The following is a 16218-nucleotide window of genomic DNA, read 5'->3' as shown; positions in this document are numbered from 1 at the left end:
GTCCTCCCCGCGGCGCGGGCCCCGGTCGCCCCTTGTGCGGCCGGGGCCCGCGCCGTAAAGCTGTGGCCCGACACCCCGTACCAGCAGGAGACACCGTCATGCCGCAGATCGCCGTCGACTACTCCGCGCCCCTGGACCGGCGCGGCTTCGCGCTCGCCCTCCACACCCTCCTGGCGGAGGCCACCGGCGCGCCGCTCGCCGCCTGCACCACCCGCTTCCGGGAGGTCGAGGAGACCGTCTCCGGCGACGGCGGCACCGAGAAGGCCGTGGTGCACGTCGACATCGTCCTGCGCTTCGGGCAGGCCGACGACGCCAAGCGCCGCATCTCCAAGGCGGTGCTCGCCCTGCTGTCCCGCCACCTCAAGACGACCGACCGGGTGCGCCTGTCGGTCGAGATCCGCGACTTCGAGAACTCCTACCTCGCGGGCTGAGCCGGTACGGCGGCGGGCGCGAGGGCGAGCAGCCGGACCACCAGCTGCGCGAACGGCCCGTCCGCCGGCTCCTCGGCCAGCACCGCCGCGAGCACCTGGGCCGCCTGCTCGTCGTGGACCGCGCTCACCGCCGTCAGCGCCGCGAAGTCGTGCACCAGCTTCTGTTCCAGCTCCGCGCGCGGCACCCGCCGCCCGTCCAGCCACAGCAGCGCCGTCGACTCCGCGAGCGACACCCAGGACCGCACGACCAGTTCGAGCCGCGGCGAGGGCTCCGCCACCCCGAGATGGGCCACGATCTGCTCGTACGCGGCCTGCCGCACCTCGTCGATCATCGCGTTGGTCGTCGACGAACCCACCGCGGGGCCGCCCCGCATCAGGGCCGCGAAGCCCGGCCCGTGGTCGTCGACGAAGTCGAAGAAGCGGCCCATCACGCGCAGCAGCCGCGCCCCCAGCGGGCCCTGCGGCGGTTCCAGGAAGCGGGCCGCCAGCTCGTCGGCCGCGCGCCGCAGCGCCGCCTCGTACAGGCTCTGCTTGCCGGGGAAGTAGTGGTAGACCAGCGGCCGGGAGATGCCCGCGGCGGCGGCGATCTCGTCGATGGAGACCTCGTCGGGGGAGCGGCTGCTGAAGAGTTCGAGGGCCACCCCGATCAGCTGCTGCTTGCGCTCCTCGACGCCCATCCTGCGCCGTACACCGGTCGTCATACGAACAGCCTATCGGGGTCCGTTACGCTCCTCGTCCATGACAGCTTCCGACCAGGACACCCCGGCCGCCGAGAACCCCGAGACGGACGAGCCCGACGAGGCGCTGGAGGAGGGGGAGGAGACGGCGGAAGGGCCCGGCGAGGGCATGACCCCGAAGCAGGCGAGGCGGCTGCGCGTCGCGGCCGCCTCGGTCCTGCTGGTGGTGATGGGCGTGATCCTGGTGGTCCGGCTGGCGAGCCGGACCTCCGTGCTGGTCGTCGGCGTCTACGGGCTCGCGATGATCCTCTGCGGCGTCGTCATCGAGCTGGCCCGCAACGGCCGCACCCGGCTGGGCACCTGGCTGCTGGTGGGCGGCCTCGCGGCCGCCCTCGCCTTCGACTGGCTGATCCTGCCCTGACGTTCAGAGGTCCAGGACGAGCTTCTTCCCGGCGCAGCGCGAGACGCAGATCAGCATCGAGTCCGCCCGCTCGGCGTCGGTGAGCAGTTCGTCCCGGTGGTCGACCTCGCCGGCCAGGACGGTCTGCCGGCAGGTGCCGCAGAAGCCCTGCGCGCAGGAGTACATGAGACCCGGCACCTCCTCCCGCACGGCCGCGAGCACCGACTGGTCGGCGGCGACGGCCACCGTCCGCCCGGAGCGCCTCAGTTCGACCTCGAAGGGGGTGCCGTCGGCCGGGGCGAGCGCCGAGAAGCGCTCCAGGCGCGGGGTCCTGCCCTCCGGCATCGCGGCGGTGACGGCGTCCATCAGCCCGTCGGGGCCGCAGCAGTAGACGACCGTCTCGGCGGGCACCGAGGCCAGGAAGGACAGGTCCGGGCGGCCGGCCTCGTCCTCCGCGACCACCGTCACGCGGTCCCGGCCGGTCCGGAGCAGATCGGCCAGGTACGGCATGGTGGCGCGGGACCGGCCGCAGTAGACCAGCCGCCAGTCCGCGCCGGCCGCCTCGGCCGCCCGGACCATCGGCAGGACCGGGGTGATCCCGATGCCGCCGGCGACGAAGACGTACGCGGGGGAGGGGACCAGCGGGAAGCGGTTGCGGGGGCCCCGGACCTCGATCTCGACGCCCTCGTGGAGCTGTTCGTGCACCTCGCGGGAGCCGCCCCGGCCGCCCTGCTCCTCCTCGACGAGCCGGGCCGCGATCCGGTAGACGTCCGCCTGGCCCGGGTCGCCGCAGAGCGAGTACTGCCGGATCCGGCCCGAGGGGAGCACGAGGTCGAGGTGGGCGCCCGGCTCCCAGGACGGCAGCCGCTCGCCCTCCAGGCGCAGTTCGACGACGCCCTCGGCGGGGACGGCCCGGCCGGTGACGAGCACCCGGCGGGGGACGGTCGCCCCCCGGCCGTAGCCGGAGACCGGCGTCTCCAGGGACGGCATCGGCCAGAGCGGCGCGCTGGTCATCCGGGAGCGGACCGCCCGGCGGACCAGGAGCGCGGCGCCGGCTACGAGGGCGACGGTGGCGAACCGGGGCATCAGCGGCCTCCGTTGGCGCCGGGGGAGGCGGCGAGGTAGGCCACGGCCTGCGCGGTGTCGCCCTCCTGGGAGGGGTGGTAGGCGCGGCTGAGGTAGCGGGGGATCGAGCGCAGCACGTCGGGGGTGGCGGGCAGCACGCCCTCGCGGCCCCTGCGGTAGAAGTCCGCCCAGGAGGCCTTGGGGTCGAGCAGGCTGGGGTCGTTCTCCAGGAAGAAGCGGACCCCGCGCTGCCAGAGGAAGACCAGCGCGCCGAAGGCGAGCGCCCAGGTGCGGGCGCGGCGCCGGTAGCCGCCGTCGAGGTGCATGAACAGCTCGAAGGCCACCGACCGGTGCTCGACCTCCTCGGCGCCGTGCCAGCGCAGCAGGTCCATCATCATCGGGTCGGCGCCGCGCCGGTCCAGCTCCTCGGCGTTGAGGATCCAGTCGCCGAGGAAGGCGGTGTAGTGCTCGATCGCGGCGATCAGCGCGACCCGTTCCATCAGCCACCAGCGGCGCGGCCGGCCGGGCGGCAGCGTCCGGTCGCCGAGCAGCTTCTCGAAGAACCAGTCGACCTGCGCGGTGTACGGCGTCGGGTCGAGCCCCTGCTTCCGCAGGTGCGGCAGCACGTCGTCGTGCGCCTGCGAGTGGACGGCCTCCTGGCCGATGAAGCCGATGACGTCCGCGCGCAGCCGGTCGTCGGTGATGTACGGCAGCGCCTGCTGGTAGACGTGCACGAACCACCGCTCGCCGGCCGGGAGCAGGAGGTGCAGCACGTTGATCGTGTGCGTGGTGAAGGGGTCGCCGGGAACCCAGTGGAGCGGGGTCTCCTGCCAGTCGAAGGCGACCTTGCGGGCCTTGAGCTCGACGTGTTCCGACGCCACCGGTGCAGGCTGCGTATTAGACATGCCGTCAATGTACTGAGGAGTAAGCACGGCGAACAGAGCCGTGCACACCCTTTTTCGGCCCGCCGCACGGCCGCGACACGCCTGCCGTACGCCCGGTGCGCGGCCGCCGCACCGCCGCCGTACGGCCGCCGCTCGGCCTGCCGGGCGTCACGCGCTCCGGCGCGCGGTCCCGCCCCCGCCGGCTCACCGCAGCGCGGGCATGCGGCGGCCGTCCTCCAGGGTGGCGCTCAGCTCCGCGCGGGCCCCCGCCGCCGCCTTCGCGGCCAGCACCGGGCCCTCGGCACGGGCCGCCACCGCGCCCTTCACCTCCACCGACGCCACGTCGGGGCCGCCCGCCGCCAGCACGTACCAGCCGCCGCCCGGCGCCTGCCACAGCGCCCCGGCCAGCACCCTCGGCTCCCGCGTCCCGCACGCGGGCGCGTCCTGCGCGCGGGCGGCGAGCGCGGCCGGCGCCTTCCGGTCCGGCGGCAGGAACTGCGCGAGCACCCGGGTGCCGGTGCCCCGCCAGGTCTCCGCCCGGGTGCACACCCAGGCCGCCCGCCCCGCGCCCTCCGGCAGCGTCTGCCGGGCGAACCGCCAGGACCGCACCGAGCGCACCCCCTGCCCGAACACCGTCGTCAGCTGGCAGGCCGTCCGCGACCAGCTCTCCCGCGCCTCGCGCCCGGTGGCGTCCACGGGCCCGCCGGGGGGACCCCACAGCAGCCGGGCGGGCAGCAGCTCGCCGAGGTCGCCGAGCAGCCGGCCGCCGGAGTCGTCCTTCACCTGGAGCGTGTTCCAGCGCGCGCACTCCTTCGCGAGCGCGGGACTGGGCACGGCGTCGGTCACCCCGCGCGCGTCCCGCCCCAGCGCCCACGGCTCCTTGCCGGGCATCAGCAGGTCCCGCACGGAGGCGCCGGTCACCCACGGCGCGGTCAGGTAGCGCACGTTGCCCGCCGCCCGCGTCACGACGACGGCGGCGGCGTCCGGGCCCTCCGCGCCGTCGGTCCGGGCGAAGTCCAGCGCGGCGCCCGCCCTCCCCTCCACCGGCTCGGCGTACCGCACCAGCCGCAGCCCGTCGTGGAAGAGCACCACCCGGGCCGCGTCCACCCGCCCCGCGAAGAGGAGCTGGGGCGGACCCATCGGCGGCCCGACCGGCGTGCCCGGCGTCGCCGACGACTCCACCGCACCGCCGGGCCGCGCCCACACGGCGAGCGCCCGCCGCAGCAGCGGCGCGTCCCCGGCCAGCTCGCCGCGCGCGGGCCACACCGAGAAGTCCCGCCGTACGGCCCCGGGCCAGACGGCCGGGGCGACCCGCTTGACCTTCGCCGGGTCGAGGGCGGCCTCGGCGGCGGGGTTGCGGGCGTAACTCGGCGCCGCAGCACCGTTTCTGCCCCAGCCGTCCCCCGGCAGCCCGAGCAGCGCCCCGCACACCAGCAGCGCCGCCACGCCCACCAGCGCGGCCCGCCCGTGCTGCCGCCGCCGGAGCAGGTCACCGGGCCGCGCCTGGAGGGTGCACGGGTCGAACTCCGCGGACTCCAGCAGCGCGGCCCCGCTGCGCCGGGGCCCGGCCGCGGGAGCGGCGGGAGCGGGGGGCGGGCCCGTCCGGGCGGGCGAGCCCGGAGCGGCGGGGGCGCGACCGGGGCCCGCCTGCTCGGCCACCCGCTCGGGGCGCTCGCCGCCGCGCGGGGCGGGGGCCGGCGGGGCGGGGGCCGGCGGCGCGGGCTCGGGAAGGGCCGGCTCCTCGTCCTCCAGCGCGGCCAGTTCGGCGAGGGCGGCCTCCGGGTCGCCCGCCCCCGCCGCGGCGAGGACCCGGAGGACCTCCGCGTCGCCCTGCCGTTCCAGACCGCGCAGCACGTACGCGGCGCGGGCCGGGCCGGAGAGGCGGGAGAGCAGCTGGTCGAGGGCGAGCTCCTCCGCCCCGCCGGCCCGGGGGAAGAGCCGCAGCCCCCACACCTGCGGCAGCAGCGGGGGCAGCTGCGCCCGGCGCGGCACCGCGAACCGCCGCAGCGGCAGCCCGGCCACCAGGGCCTGCCGCAGCACCTCGCCCCGCACGTACGCGTACCCGGGATCCACCGCGTCCTCGGGCCGCCGGGGCTCCGGCACGGCGGGCCCCGGCACCCGCCGCCGCGGCAGGGCGCGCTGCACGAGCGCGTGCGCGGTCAGCACCCGCCGGTTGCGGCCCATCGTCGGCGGCAGGACCAGATAGGCGATGCGGACGAGGCGCGGATAGCGCTCGACGAGGGCGGCCTCGGCCTGCTCGACGTCGACGGGGCCCACGGGCGAGGGAACGAGATCCTGGGTGCTCACGTTCAGCAGAACGAGCGATTCTTCCGATGGTCACCCCGGCCGCCCCCGTGTCTCCGGCCCCCGCGCCCCCACGGGCCGCGCACACGACCGGGCGCGCGCCCCCGGCCCGTGCGCCCCGGCCCGCGCACGCGGACGGCCAGGCGGTCGTCCTCAGGCCGCGTACACCGTCAGGCGCTCGCGGATCAGCTCGGTGAGCTCGTCGGGGACGCCGAGGCCGTCCCGTACGTACGCCTCCATCGAGCCGTGCCGCTCCGCGACCTCCTCCAGCCCGGCGTCCAGGTACTCCGGTACGACCCCGATCATCGCGAGCGCCAGCGCGGGGTCGCCGCCCTGGGCGACGAAGCCCTCGATCATCGGCGCGAAGGCCTGCCGCACCGCCGCGTTGACCCCCAGGTACTCCTCGCGGACCGTCGCCTCGTCCGCCCCGAGCAGCGTGAGCACCACCGTCGCCGCCCAGCCCGTGCGGTCCTTGCCGGCCGTGCAGTGGAAGAGCAGCGGTCCCGCGCCGGGCGTGCCCAGCTCGGTGAGCAGGGCGCGGTAGGAGGCGCGGGCCGATTCGCTGGTCACGAAGGCCCGGTAGGTGCGCCGCATCGCCTCCAGGATCCGGCCGCCGCCGAGGTGCTCCTCGGCCAGCGCCGGATCGGTGAGGAGCGTCTTGAGCCGGGCGGCCGGCGGCAGTCCGCTCGCGGCCAGGTGGTCGGCGAGCACGTCCGCGACGAGCAGCCGCGCCCCCTCGGGGAGCCGGTCGGGCCGGTCGGCCCGCTCGGCGGCGGTCCGCAGGTCGACGACGGTCCGCAGCTTCAGCCCGGCCACCACCGGCTCCTCCGGCTCCAGCCGGTCGAGCTGCGCCGAGCGCAGCACGAGCCCGGACCGGACGGACCGCCCGCCGCCCAGCGGGAGGCCGCCGAGGTCGCGGAGGTTGGCGACGGAGGTGGCGGGAATCGCGGGCATGGGCGCGGTCTCCTCCCGTGGTGCGGCTTCCCCCCGACCGTAACGGTCAGGCCCGCACTCGGCACCACCGGCCGCCCCGGCCACCACCGGCCGCTCCGACTCCTACCGGCCGCCCCGACCACCACCGGCCGGGAGCCGGGGCGGCGTGGGGCGGGCGGCGCGGCGCGGGGCCGGAAGTAGTCCGTTCCGTACCATCGGCAGGCGGTCTGTCCCGTCCCGGGGGCGGGTGACAGCATGTCCCCGATGACGCCTCCCCGGTCGCCGCTGCGCACCCTGAGAGCCGCCCTGTTCGCGGTGGTGTGCGTCGTTCTGGCCGCGGTGGGGCATTCCTCCATGTCTGCGCACGCGCTCGACCCCCGCACCCTCCTCACCGCCTTCGCCGTCACGGCCGCCGCCGCCTGGTGCGCGGCCGGCCGCCGGCGCGGCCCCGCCGCCTACGCGGGCGGCGTCCTCGCCGCCCAGGCCGCCCTCCACCTGGGCTTCTCCCTGGCCGGGGCCCCTCACCCCCCGCCCGCCGGACCGGCCGGGGCAACGGCGGGCCACGCAGTCCACGCGATCCACCCGGGCCACCCGGCCCACGGAGCCGCCGGCGCCACCGAGGCCGCCACCGCCCCCGACGGCCTCGCCGCGCTCCTCGCCCCCGCCGCCGACGGCGGCCCCGGCATGCTCGCCGTCCACCTCCTGGCCGCGCTGGTCTGCGGCCTGTGGCTGGCCCGCGGCGAGGCGGCCTTCCTCGCGCTCGCGGAGGCGGCCCTCACCCCGCTCCGCCACCTCCTCGCCGTCCTCCTCGGCCCCGCCGCCGTCCCCGCCGACCCGCGCCGCCCGGTCCGGCGGCCCCGCCGAAGCGCCCGGCGCCCGCACGCCACCGTCCTCGCGCACGTCCTCTCCCGGCGCGGCCCGCCCCGGCCCCCCGCACCCCGCGCCACGGTCCCCGGTCCGCTCGTCTGACGCCGGGGGCCGCCTCCCCCTGCCCGACGGCAGGCCCAGCCCCCTCACGAGACTCCGAGGACAGCCATGACCATCGACGATCCCGCACGCCCCGAAACGGCCGGCGCACCCGCCCCGCCGCCCCGCCCGGCGCCCCGGAGCGCCCTGCGCTCCCTCCGCCCGCTCCTCCTCCGGCTCCACTTCACCGCCGGCCTCCTCGTCGCCCCCTTCCTCCTCGTCGCCGCGCTCAGCGGCCTGCTCTACGCCCTCTCCTTCCAGGCCGAGAAGCTCGTGTACGCGCACGAACTGGAGGTTCCGGCCGGCGACACCGTCCTGCCGCTGGACCGCCAGGTCGGCATCGCCCGCGAGGCGAACCCGGACGGCACCGTCACCGCCGTCTGGCCGGGCGCCGAACCCGGCGCGACCACCCGCGTCCTGATGGCCGACCCCGACGCCCCCGAGGGCACCTCGCTGGCCGTCTTCGTCGACCCGTACACCGGCGACGTGCGCGGGCAGCTGCCCAGCTACGGCAGCAGCGGCGCCCTGCCGCTGCGCACCTGGATCGACGGACTCCACCGCGACCTGCACCTCGGCGAGCCCGGCCGGATCTACAGCGAACTCGCCGCCAGCTGGCTGTGGGTGCTGGTCCTCGGCGGCCTGGTCCTCTGGTTCGCCCGGCGCCGCACCCGGCGGCGCGCCCTGCTGCTCCCCGAGGGCGGCCCGAAGTCCCGCCGCCGCACCCTCTCCTGGCACGGCTCCGTCGGCCTCTGGGCGGCGCTCGGCCTGCTGCTGCTCTCCGCGACCGGCCTGACCTGGTCGCAGTACGCGGGCGAGAACATCGGCACCCTCCAGGACCGGCTCGGCGGCGCCACCCCCACCCTCTCGGCGGGCGCCCCGGCCGGTGCCGGCGGCGAGCACGCGGGCCACGGCGCCGGCCACCGGCCCGCCGCCCCCGCCACCGCCGACATCGGCGTCGACCGGGCCGTCGCGGCCGCCCGCGCCGCCGGTCTCGACAGCTCCTGGATAGCCGTCACGCTGCCCTCCGGGGGCAGCGGTTACGTGGTGAAGGAGACCGACAAGCAGTTCCCGCTCGCACTGGACCAGGTCGCGGTGGACCCGGCCGACGGCACCGTCCTCGACCGGCTCGCCTTCGACGAGTACCCGCTCCTCGCGAAGCTGACCCGCATCGGCATCGACGCGCACATGGGCGTCTTCCTGGGCCTGTTCAACCAGCTGGTCCTCGCGGCCCTCGCCCTCGCGCTGTCCCTGATGATCCTCTGGGGCTACCGCATGTGGTGGCTGCGCCGCCCCCGCCGGCCGGTCGGCCGGGGCGCCTGGGGGAAGGTGCCGGTGACGCTCCTGCTGCCGCTCGCCGCGGCGGTCGCGCTGATCGGCTGGTTCCTCCCGCTGCTGGGCGCGAGCCTGCTGCTGCTCCTGGCCGCCGAACTCGTCCTCGCCCTGGTGGGCCGGGCGAGGACGAGGCGGACGACCGTCTCCTAGGGGACGGTCAGGGCAGGTACTTGTAGCCGACCCGCCGCACGGTCTGGATCGTGTGGCGGTGCTCGGCGCCCAGCTTGCGGCGCAGCCGGGCCACGTGGACGTCGACCGTGCGGCCGTCGCCCACGTGCCCGTACCCCCACACCGTCTGCACCAGCTGGTCGCGGGTGTGCACCCGGTGCGGGTGGGCCACGAGGTGGGCGAGCAGCTCGAACTCCAGGTACGTCAGGTCGAGCGCCCGGCCGTCGACGGTGGCGATCCGCCGCTCGGCGTCGATGCCGACCGGCCCCTCGGGGACGGACCCGGGTTCGGGCTCGGCCGCGACGGGCGAGGGCGGCTGCTGGTCGGCCGGCAGCAGGACCAGGTAGCCGACCATCGGCGGCCGGCCCGGCAGCGCGGGCAGGGCGTGCGGCGGGGCGGGCAGCAGCGTGGCGCCCGGCGGCAGGAAGTCGGCGACCCGGGCGAGGCCGGCGACCTCGTCGGGGGCGACGGCGCGCAGGCGGGGACGGGGAGCGGCAAGCGGGGCGGCAACAGCCTGGGTGTGGGCCATGGGAGGACTCAGCTCTCTCGCGCGAGGTGCGGGACGGACCGGAGGTCGTACGTCATGCGTCATGCGCGTCGGCCGAAGGCCGGGGGGACCGGAGTCTGCCGGTCGCGGCTTTAGAGGGCCGACGCGTTCCTCACGCGCCGACAGCACCGGTCGAAGTCGTGGTGCTGACGGGAAGGCCAGAACGGCTCGAGGTCGAGTCGACCCCGCGCACCGTCGTTCCGCTCCTTGCTGGCCATATCCCTATTGAACCAGAAGGGAACGCCCCTGAGCAGCCCCGGGGCGGTCAAATCCCCTGTCGTCCTGACCACATGGCGGAAGGGGCGCCCACCGTACGGAACGGTGGGCGCCCCTTCACGGGATGCGCGTCGGCGGGACGGTCAGACCTGGCCGGCCTTGGCCAGCGCCTCGCAGCAGGTGTCCACGATGAGGCGGGTCACCACGTACGGGTCGACGTTCGCGTTGGGGCGGCGGTCCTCGATGTAGCCCTTCCGGTCCTGCTCGACCTGCCACGGGATGCGGACCGAGGCGCCGCGGTCCGAGACGCCGTAGGAGTACTCGTCCCACGGGGCGGTCTCGTGCAGGCCCGTCAGGCGCTCGTCGATGCCGGCGCCGTAGTTCTTGACGTGGTCGAGCGGCTTCGAGCCCTCGCCCAGCGACTCGCAGGCGGTGATGATCGCGTCGTAGCCCTCGCGCATCGCCTTGGTGGAGAAGTTGGTGTGCGCGCCCGCGCCGTTCCAGTCGCCCTTCACCGGCTTCGGGTCGAGCGTCGCGGAGACGTTGAAGTCCTCGGCCGTGCGGTAGAGCAGCCAGCGGGCGACCCACAGCTGGTCGGAGACCTCCAGCGGGGACAGCGGACCGACCTGGAACTCCCACTGGCCGGGCATGACCTCGGCGTTGATGCCGGAGATGCCCAGGCCCGCCGTGAGGCAGTTCTCCAGGTGCGCCTCGACGATCGGACGGCCGTGGATCTCGTCCACGCCGACGCCGCAGTAGTAGCCGCCCTGCGGGGCCGGGAAGCCGTTGACCGGGAAGCCGAGCGGGCGGGTGCCCTCGAAGAAGGTGTACTCCTGCTCGATGCCGAAGATCGGCTCCTGCGCGCCGTACTTCGCGGCGACCTCGGCCAGCGCGGCACGGGTGTTGGACTCGTGCGGCGTCATGTCCGTGTTGAGGACCTCGCACAGCACCAGCACGTCGTTGCCGCCGCGGATCGGGTCCGGGCAGGAGAAGACCGGCTTGAGGACGCGGTCCGAGGCGTGGCCCTTGGCCTGGTTGGTGCTGGAACCGTCGAAGCCCCAGATCGGCAGCTCCGCCAGCGGCAGGCCCTCGCCCGCGATGATCTTCGTCTTGGAGCGAAGCTTCGCGGTCGGCTCGGTGCCGTCGATCCAGATGTACTCAGCCTTGAAGGTCACGGGGTCATCCTTAGGGCGTGGCGTGCTGCTGCGGGTGGCCGCGGCGGCTCGCGGCGCTGCGAGAAGCTGCGGGACGGCGGTGGACGTCCGGCCGGTGAACCGGCCCGCCGCCCGTGGCGCCTTTCGTGTGACCGCAGCTTCGCAACACGGGATTTCCCTTCGGTTGCCCGTTTGTGAACCCCGTGTTACTCAGCCTTCCTGCGTTTCGCGCGCGGCCTGTGCGAGGCCGTGCGCGTCGAGCAGCCCGCCGAAGCCGGCCGTCCGGATCCGCCGCACCAGCTCCTCGCCCGAGATGCCCAGGGCCTCGGCCGTACGGCCCGGGTGCCAGTCGCAGGAGGCCAGTCTGCGGAGCAGGTAACCCCTCCTGACCTGCGCGTCCGAGAGCCGGAAGGTCTTCAGATAGGCCGTCCGCCCCTTGTGGTCGCAGATCAGCTCGCCGATGTGCTGCCCCCGGCCGTCCCGCGCGAACGGCGGCAGGAACCGGTACAGGGAGAAGGACCCCGTCCGGTACACCCGCTCGAAGGCGTACGGCGTCTCCAGCAGGTCGCGCGCCATCAGCCCGTCGTGCGCCGCCGCCCAGCGCCGCTCCTGCTCCCGGGCCGCCGCCCGCAGGTCCGCGAGGTCCCGGATCCCGCCCGCGCCGTCCCGGATCCGGGCCGCGAACTCCGGCACGGGACCGCCGTAGTGCGCGTACTGGTGCACCAGCTCGCCGAACAGGTCCTCCACCAGCGTCGGGTGCAGCAGCCGGTAGTCCTCCGGGTGCGGGACGACGAAGGCGGCGGCCGCCGCGTCCGCCGCGTACACCATCACCCCGCACTGGCCCGGGTGCAGCTCGAAGATCCGCAGCGCCTCCGCGAGCCCCGGCACGTCCGCGCCCGCGTACGCCGCCTCCGCCCGCGGCGACAGGCCCCGCCGCAGCGCCTCCCGCGACCACTCCTGCCACAGCACGGACGGCCCGCCGAAGTGCAGCGAGAGGTATCCGTCCAGGGCGAGGTGGAGCGGCAGGAACCGCAGCCGCCGCTCGCCGCGCCGCCGTTTGGCGAGCCGGTGGTGCGGGGCGCGCAGCGGCACGGCGGCCGGCGGCCCGTCCCCGAGCCGGGTGCCGTACGCCGCCTCCTCCCGCCCCGCCCCCGACCAGTCCGCGACGAAGCCGTGCGGGACGTAGGAGGCGTAGGCGGTGCCGTCGCCGACGTCGACGGACGAGGGCCCGTACCCGTGCCCGCCGTCCCGCTCGTACACCTCCCGGCGCAGCCGCAGCCCCTCGACCGGCTCGGCCCGCACCAGCGGCACCAGCCGTATCCCGCCCCACACCTGCGAGGGCCGCGTCTCCAGCCCGGTCAGGTCGATCCGCGTCATGCCCCCGCCCCCTTCGCGTGCGCGGCGAGGAAGTCCGCCACCCGCCGGTCCAGATAGGCGCGCAGCTCCGTCAGCCCGGTCCGCCCCTCGGAGAACCCGGCGATCTCCACCAGCGCCGGCAGGTCCTCCGCGTCCCGGATGCCGACCGCCGGCACCGAGGGGCCCAGCCGGCGCACGTCGAACACCCCGGCGTCGTATACGGGGTTCACATGGACCGCCGCCGTCCGCCGCCCCGGATCCAGCCGGGTCCGCCAGACCCGCAGCACCTCGCCCGCCAGCCCCGGCGGCGCGTTGTCCCAGCCGTCCGAGACGATCACCAGCCGGTCGGGCCCGCCGTCGAGCGCGTCGAGGATCCGCAGCCCCAGCGGGGTGGGCCCGTACGGCCGGACCAGCAGCGGATCCGTACCGCCCGAGGTCCACAGGCCGGTGTACGCCCCCGGCGCCGCCAGCGCCTCCAGGAGGAAGTGGCAGCCGAGCGCCACGGCCAGCGGCCGGCGCCGCTTCACCGCCGAACCCGACGAGGAGAAGCTGTCGTCGAGGACGGCCGCCACCCGCCCCCAGCTCCCCGCGTACGGCCCCGCCGCCCGCCGCGCCGCCGCCCGCAGCGCCCCGGTCAGCTCGGCCCGCCGCGCCGCCCGCTCCGCGTACGGCAGCGCCAGCACGTACAGCGCCAGCCGGGTCAGCGGCATCCCGCGCAGCCCGGTTGCCGCACCGCCCCGCCCGGCGGCCCGCTCGGTCCGCAGCCGCTCCACCCGGGTCATCCGGGGCGCGATCCGCTCCAGGAACACCGCCCGGTCCACGCCGTGCTTCGCCGCGAAGCCCTCCGCGACGGTGAACGGCAGCCCGTACAGCGCGGCCTCCTCGTACCCGGCCCGCCGGTACGCCTCCAGCATCGGGTGCGCGTACCGCGTCCGGCGCCCGGGCGCGAAGAGGAAGTCCCCGGTCTCGGCGTCGGCGGCCGGCAGGTGCGCGTGCCGCAGCGCGGTCTTCACGCCGGCCCGGTACTTCACGGCGTCCAGCGCCGGATCCGGCCGGGCGGCCAGCCACTCGCGGGTGATCGCGCGGGTGCGCCGGTTGTTCACCCCGGCGGCGCGCAGCGCCCGGAACAGCCGGTACACCCGCTGCGGCGCCATCCGCGCCAGCCGGGCCGCGATCAGCCGCCCCTCGCCGTCACCGGCCTCGCCCGGCGTCCGCAGCAGCTGCTCGACGACGAGCGCGGCGTTGTGGTCGTTGATGTCGAGCGCCAGGCACGCCGCGTACAGCGGCCGGTAGTTGACCCGCACGTACGCGTGGAGGAAGTCCAGCGACAGCCGCTGCTCGGCGGCGGACGAGCGGAACTCCCGCTGCCCCGTGGCGGTCACGGCCGCGTTGACGAAGAGCAGCACGTCCTCGGCGGCGACGAGTTCGGACACGGCGGCCCCCTTCTCGCGTGTCGGCGTGCCGGCCGGGGAGAGGAAGCGCGATCAGCGAAGACGTTGCTTTACAGGGCAGGTATCGGAAGTCGCACCGAAGTCCCGCGGCCGGCACCCGAGCACGCTAACACCGGCCCGGGGGAGGACGGCCAGGGGATATCGGGTGAGCGCGGGCGGCCCGGGCGGGCAGACTGGGGGCCATGGCGAACCCTTCCGCGCAGTCGCGCCCCCGCATCGGACTCCTCGGCACCGGCCCCTGGGCCGCCCGGACCCACGCGCCGGCCCTGGCCGCGCACGAGGGGGTCGACTTCGCCGGGGTCTGGGGCCGGCGCCCGGAGGCGGCCGCCGAACTGGCCGCGGCCTCCGGCACGCGCGCGTACGACGACCTGGACGCGCTCCTCGCGGAGTGCGACGCCGTCGCGGTCGCGCTCCCGCCGGACGTCCAGGCGCCGATCGCCGCCCGCGCCGCCCGGGCAGGCTGCCACCTGCTGCTCGACAAGCCCCTCGCCACCACGGTCGCGGCCGCCCGCGAGGTCGTCGACGCGGCGGACGCGGCGGGCGTCGCCTCCGTCGTCTTCTGCACCCTGCGCTTCGCCCCGGAGACGGCCCGCTGGATCGAGGAGCAGCGGGCGGCCGGCGGCTGGTATGTCGCCGAGGCCCGCTGGCTCGGCTCCCTCTACGCCCCCGGCTCCGACAGCCCCTACGCGGCCTCCCCGTGGCGGCGCGACAAGGGCGGCCTGTGGGACGTGGGCCCGCACGTCCTCTCGGTCCTCCTGCCGGTCCTCGGCGAGGTGACCGCCCTGACGGCGGCGAAGGGCCCGGAGGACACCCACCACCTGGTCCTCCGCCACGCCTCGGGCGCGAGCAGCACGGCGACCCTGAGCCTGAGCGCCCCGCCGGAGGCGGCGGGCGCGGCGATCACCCTCCACGGCACGGCGGGCCGCGCCGAGCTGCCCGCCTGGAACGGCGCGGCGGAGGCCTACGCCCACGCCGTCGACGCCCTCCTCACCGCGGCGGCCACCGCCACCCCCCACCCCTGCGACGCCCGCTTCGCCCTCCGCCTCACCGAACTCCTCACGGAGGCGGAGACCCGTGCCACGGCCCACTGACCCCACGACCACGGTCACCGGCATCGACACGGTCACGGGCACCTGCACGGCCACGGGCCCCGGCACGGCCACCGGCATCGACACGGTCACGGGCATCGGCGCGGCCACGGGCCCTGGCACGGCCACCGGCATCGACGCGGTCACCGGCACCGGCACGGTCACCGGCACCGGCACGGTCACCGGTCCTGGCACCGGTCCCGGCACGGACTCCGGTCCCGGCACGGACTCCGGTCCCGGCGCGGTCACCGGCACCGGCACGGTCACCGGCACCAGTACCGATGCGGGCACCGGCCCCCGAGCCGTCACGGTCTCCGGGTGTTCGCCCGGCGTCCCCGTCCTGCGGAGGGTGGGTCCCGGCGACCGGCGGCTCCGGGGCGAGGCCCGGCCGGCCGCCCCGACCCTCTCGCCCGAGGCGTTCACGAGGGACCTCGCGGACTGGCGGGCCGGCGGCGAGGAGCGCCGGCAGGCCCGCCTGGACGACCCGACGGCCCTCGGCCTCGTCGCCCTCCTCGGCGACCGCCCGGTGGGACTGGCCGGCGGCCTCGTCCCCCCGGACGGCGTCCCCGAGCTGCGCTCCCTCTGGGTCGCGCCCGGGGCCCGCGGCCGGGGACTGGCGACCCGGCCGGTCACGGCCGTGGAGGAGTGGGCCGGGGAGAACGGCGCGCCGCTGATCCGCCTGGCCGTCCTCACCGGCAACACCCCGGCCAGGACGCTCTGCGAACGCCTCGGCCACCGCCGCTCCGGGGAGCGCCCCGGCGAACACCTCATGACCCGGGCCCTGGGGGAGAGGGACGGCTAACCCCGCCCGAGGGCGTCCCGCACGGCCTCCTCCGACCGTCCGACGACGGCGCTGCCGTCGTCGGCGGTGATGAGGGGGCGCTGGATGAGCTTCGGGTGCGCGGACAGCGCCTCGATCCACCGCTCGCGGTCCCCCGGCTCCCGCCCCCACTCCTTCACCCCGAGCTCCTTCGCCTCGGCCTCCCCGGTCCGCGTGATGTCCCACGGCTCCAGCTCCAGCCGCTTCAGGACGTCCCGGATCTCCTCCGCGGAGGGCACGTCCTCCAGGTACTTCCGTACGGTGTAGTCGGCCCCCTCCGCGTCGAGCAGGGTGAGGGCGCCGCGGCACTTGGAACAGGCGGGATTGATCCAGATCTCCATCCCCCGAATCTACCCCCGAACCCTGTCCGACCAGGGCCGATTGTCAGTGCCCGGCCGTAAAATAGGAGCTGAAGGCAAGGGCCCC

16 protein-coding genes are annotated in these 16218 nt (G+C 76.2%); 6 read left to right on the top strand and 10 right to left on the bottom strand.

Annotation, left to right across the window (positions count from 1 at the left end; all coding sequences use genetic code 11):
* Positions 1–98: 98 nt before the first annotated feature.
* Positions 99–431 carry an isomerase gene (locus ACFW6A_RS02060; protein WP_351848162.1) on the top strand — a complete coding sequence of 111 codons (333 nt, stop codon included), beginning with the start codon at positions 99–101 and terminating at the stop codon, positions 429–431.
* Here ACFW6A_RS02060 and ACFW6A_RS02055 read toward each other — a convergent pair.
* A complete protein-coding gene (locus tag ACFW6A_RS02055; RefSeq protein ID WP_351848164.1) occupies positions 416–1132 on the bottom strand; it encodes a TetR/AcrR family transcriptional regulator in 717 nt (238 codons plus the stop codon). The genes ACFW6A_RS02060 and ACFW6A_RS02055 overlap by 16 nt on opposite strands.
* Positions 1133–1169: 37 nt before the next feature.
* Here ACFW6A_RS02055 and ACFW6A_RS02050 point away from each other — a divergent pair, with 37 nt between their 5' ends.
* Positions 1170–1529, top strand: coding sequence for a hypothetical protein (locus ACFW6A_RS02050; RefSeq protein ID WP_351848168.1), 360 nt, complete (start codon positions 1170–1172; stop codon positions 1527–1529).
* A 3-nt stretch (positions 1530–1532) separates the two neighbouring features.
* Here ACFW6A_RS02050 and ACFW6A_RS02045 read toward each other — a convergent pair whose 3' ends face one another.
* The 4 genes from ACFW6A_RS02045 to ACFW6A_RS02030 form a co-directional block, all read right to left on the bottom strand.
* Complete coding sequence (locus tag ACFW6A_RS02045) at positions 1533–2594, bottom strand: PDR/VanB family oxidoreductase (protein ID WP_351848172.1); 1062 nt, start codon at positions 2592–2594, stop codon at positions 1533–1535.
* Positions 2594–3478: a metal-dependent hydrolase gene (locus ACFW6A_RS02040; protein ID WP_351848175.1), complete on the bottom strand. Its 885-nt coding sequence runs from the start codon at positions 3476–3478 to the stop codon at positions 2594–2596. The genes ACFW6A_RS02045 and ACFW6A_RS02040 overlap by 1 nt, the downstream gene beginning before the upstream one ends.
* 183 nt (positions 3479–3661) lie before the next feature.
* Entirely contained in the window at positions 3662–5773 is a 2112-nt protein-coding gene (locus tag ACFW6A_RS02035; protein WP_386638315.1) for a hypothetical protein, read from the bottom strand.
* 141 nt (positions 5774–5914) lie between these two features.
* The gene (locus ACFW6A_RS02030; protein WP_386479462.1) at positions 5915–6715 is read right to left on the bottom strand and encodes a tyrosine-protein phosphatase; all 801 of its coding nucleotides are present in this window, start codon (positions 6713–6715) and stop codon (positions 5915–5917) included.
* Between the two features lie 243 nt (positions 6716–6958).
* Here ACFW6A_RS02030 and ACFW6A_RS02025 point away from each other — a divergent pair, with 243 nt between their 5' ends.
* The gene (locus ACFW6A_RS02025) at positions 6959–7663 is read left to right on the top strand and encodes a hypothetical protein (protein WP_351848184.1); all 705 of its coding nucleotides are present in this window, start codon (positions 6959–6961) and stop codon (positions 7661–7663) included.
* Positions 7664–7729: 66 nt separating this feature from the next.
* A complete protein-coding gene (locus tag ACFW6A_RS02020; RefSeq protein ID WP_351848189.1) occupies positions 7730–9142 on the top strand; it encodes a PepSY-associated TM helix domain-containing protein in 1413 nt (470 codons plus the stop codon).
* Positions 9143–9149: 7 nt separating this feature from the next.
* Here the strand turns inward: ACFW6A_RS02020 and ACFW6A_RS02015 are convergent, their stop codons facing one another.
* The 4 genes from ACFW6A_RS02015 to ACFW6A_RS02000 form a co-directional block, all read right to left on the bottom strand.
* Complete coding sequence (locus tag ACFW6A_RS02015; RefSeq protein ID WP_351848194.1) at positions 9150–9689, bottom strand: winged helix-turn-helix domain-containing protein; 540 nt, start codon at positions 9687–9689, stop codon at positions 9150–9152.
* Between the two features lie 377 nt (positions 9690–10066).
* Complete coding sequence (gene glnII / locus ACFW6A_RS02010) at positions 10067–11098, bottom strand: glutamine synthetase (protein ID WP_351848196.1); 1032 nt, start codon at positions 11096–11098, stop codon at positions 10067–10069.
* Between the two features lie 189 nt (positions 11099–11287).
* Entirely contained in the window at positions 11288–12454 is a 1167-nt protein-coding gene (locus ACFW6A_RS02005) for a hypothetical protein (protein ID WP_386638177.1), read from the bottom strand.
* Complete coding sequence (locus ACFW6A_RS02000; RefSeq protein WP_351848203.1) at positions 12451–13866, bottom strand: hypothetical protein; 1416 nt, start codon at positions 13864–13866, stop codon at positions 12451–12453. Before ACFW6A_RS02000 ends, ACFW6A_RS02005 begins: the two co-directional genes overlap by 4 nt.
* 200 nt (positions 13867–14066) lie before the next feature.
* Between ACFW6A_RS02000 and ACFW6A_RS01995 the strand changes: the two genes are divergently transcribed.
* Both ACFW6A_RS01995 and ACFW6A_RS01990 read left to right on the top strand, forming a co-directional pair.
* Entirely contained in the window at positions 14067–14975 is a 909-nt protein-coding gene (locus ACFW6A_RS01995; RefSeq protein ID WP_351848206.1) for a Gfo/Idh/MocA family oxidoreductase, read from the top strand.
* A complete protein-coding gene (locus tag ACFW6A_RS01990; RefSeq protein ID WP_386638174.1) occupies positions 14959–15774 on the top strand; it encodes a GNAT family N-acetyltransferase in 816 nt (271 codons plus the stop codon). Before ACFW6A_RS01995 ends, ACFW6A_RS01990 begins: the two co-directional genes overlap by 17 nt.
* On the opposite strand, the gene ACFW6A_RS01985 is transcribed toward ACFW6A_RS01990, so the two are convergent.
* Positions 15771–16133, bottom strand: a complete 363-nt coding sequence (locus ACFW6A_RS01985; RefSeq protein ID WP_351848212.1) for an arsenate reductase family protein — start codon at positions 16131–16133, stop codon at positions 15771–15773. The two genes, ACFW6A_RS01990 and ACFW6A_RS01985, sit on opposite strands and share 4 nt — an antisense overlap.
* Between the last annotated feature and the right edge of the window lie 85 nt (positions 16134–16218).

This window comes from Streptomyces sp. NPDC058758 (assembly GCF_042746075.1).
Classification (GTDB): Bacteria; Actinomycetota; Actinomycetes; order Streptomycetales; family Streptomycetaceae; genus Streptomyces.
Note: the sequence above shows the minus strand (reverse complement) of the source record. Positions and strands in the feature narration are given on the sequence as shown.

Excerpts from the sequence above, each read along its gene's own strand:
- ACFW6A_RS02005 (WP_386638177.1), bottom strand. The coding sequence starts at position 12,454 with ATGACGCGGATCGACCTGACCGGGCTGGAGACGCGGCCCTCGCAGGTG.
- ACFW6A_RS02015 (WP_351848194.1), bottom strand. The coding sequence starts at position 9,689 with ATGGCCCACACCCAGGCTGTTGCCGCCCCGCTTGCCGCTCCCCGTCCC.
- ACFW6A_RS02045 (WP_351848172.1), bottom strand. The coding sequence starts at position 2,594 with ATGCCCCGGTTCGCCACCGTCGCCCTCGTAGCCGGCGCCGCGCTCCTG.
- ACFW6A_RS02040 (WP_351848175.1), bottom strand. The coding sequence starts at position 3,478 with ATGTCTAATACGCAGCCTGCACCGGTGGCGTCGGAACACGTCGAGCTC.
- ACFW6A_RS02030 (WP_386479462.1), bottom strand. The coding sequence starts at position 6,715 with ATGCCCGCGATTCCCGCCACCTCCGTCGCCAACCTCCGCGACCTCGGC.
- ACFW6A_RS02025 (WP_351848184.1), top strand. The coding sequence starts at position 6,959 with ATGACGCCTCCCCGGTCGCCGCTGCGCACCCTGAGAGCCGCCCTGTTC.
- ACFW6A_RS02060 (WP_351848162.1), top strand. The coding sequence starts at position 99 with ATGCCGCAGATCGCCGTCGACTACTCCGCGCCCCTGGACCGGCGCGGC.
- ACFW6A_RS01995 (WP_351848206.1), top strand. The coding sequence starts at position 14,067 with ATGGCGAACCCTTCCGCGCAGTCGCGCCCCCGCATCGGACTCCTCGGC.
- ACFW6A_RS02055 (WP_351848164.1), bottom strand. The coding sequence starts at position 1,132 with ATGACGACCGGTGTACGGCGCAGGATGGGCGTCGAGGAGCGCAAGCAG.
- ACFW6A_RS01985 (WP_351848212.1), bottom strand. The coding sequence starts at position 16,133 with ATGGAGATCTGGATCAATCCCGCCTGTTCCAAGTGCCGCGGCGCCCTC.
- ACFW6A_RS02050 (WP_351848168.1), top strand. The coding sequence starts at position 1,170 with ATGACAGCTTCCGACCAGGACACCCCGGCCGCCGAGAACCCCGAGACG.
- ACFW6A_RS02020 (WP_351848189.1), top strand. The coding sequence starts at position 7,730 with ATGACCATCGACGATCCCGCACGCCCCGAAACGGCCGGCGCACCCGCC.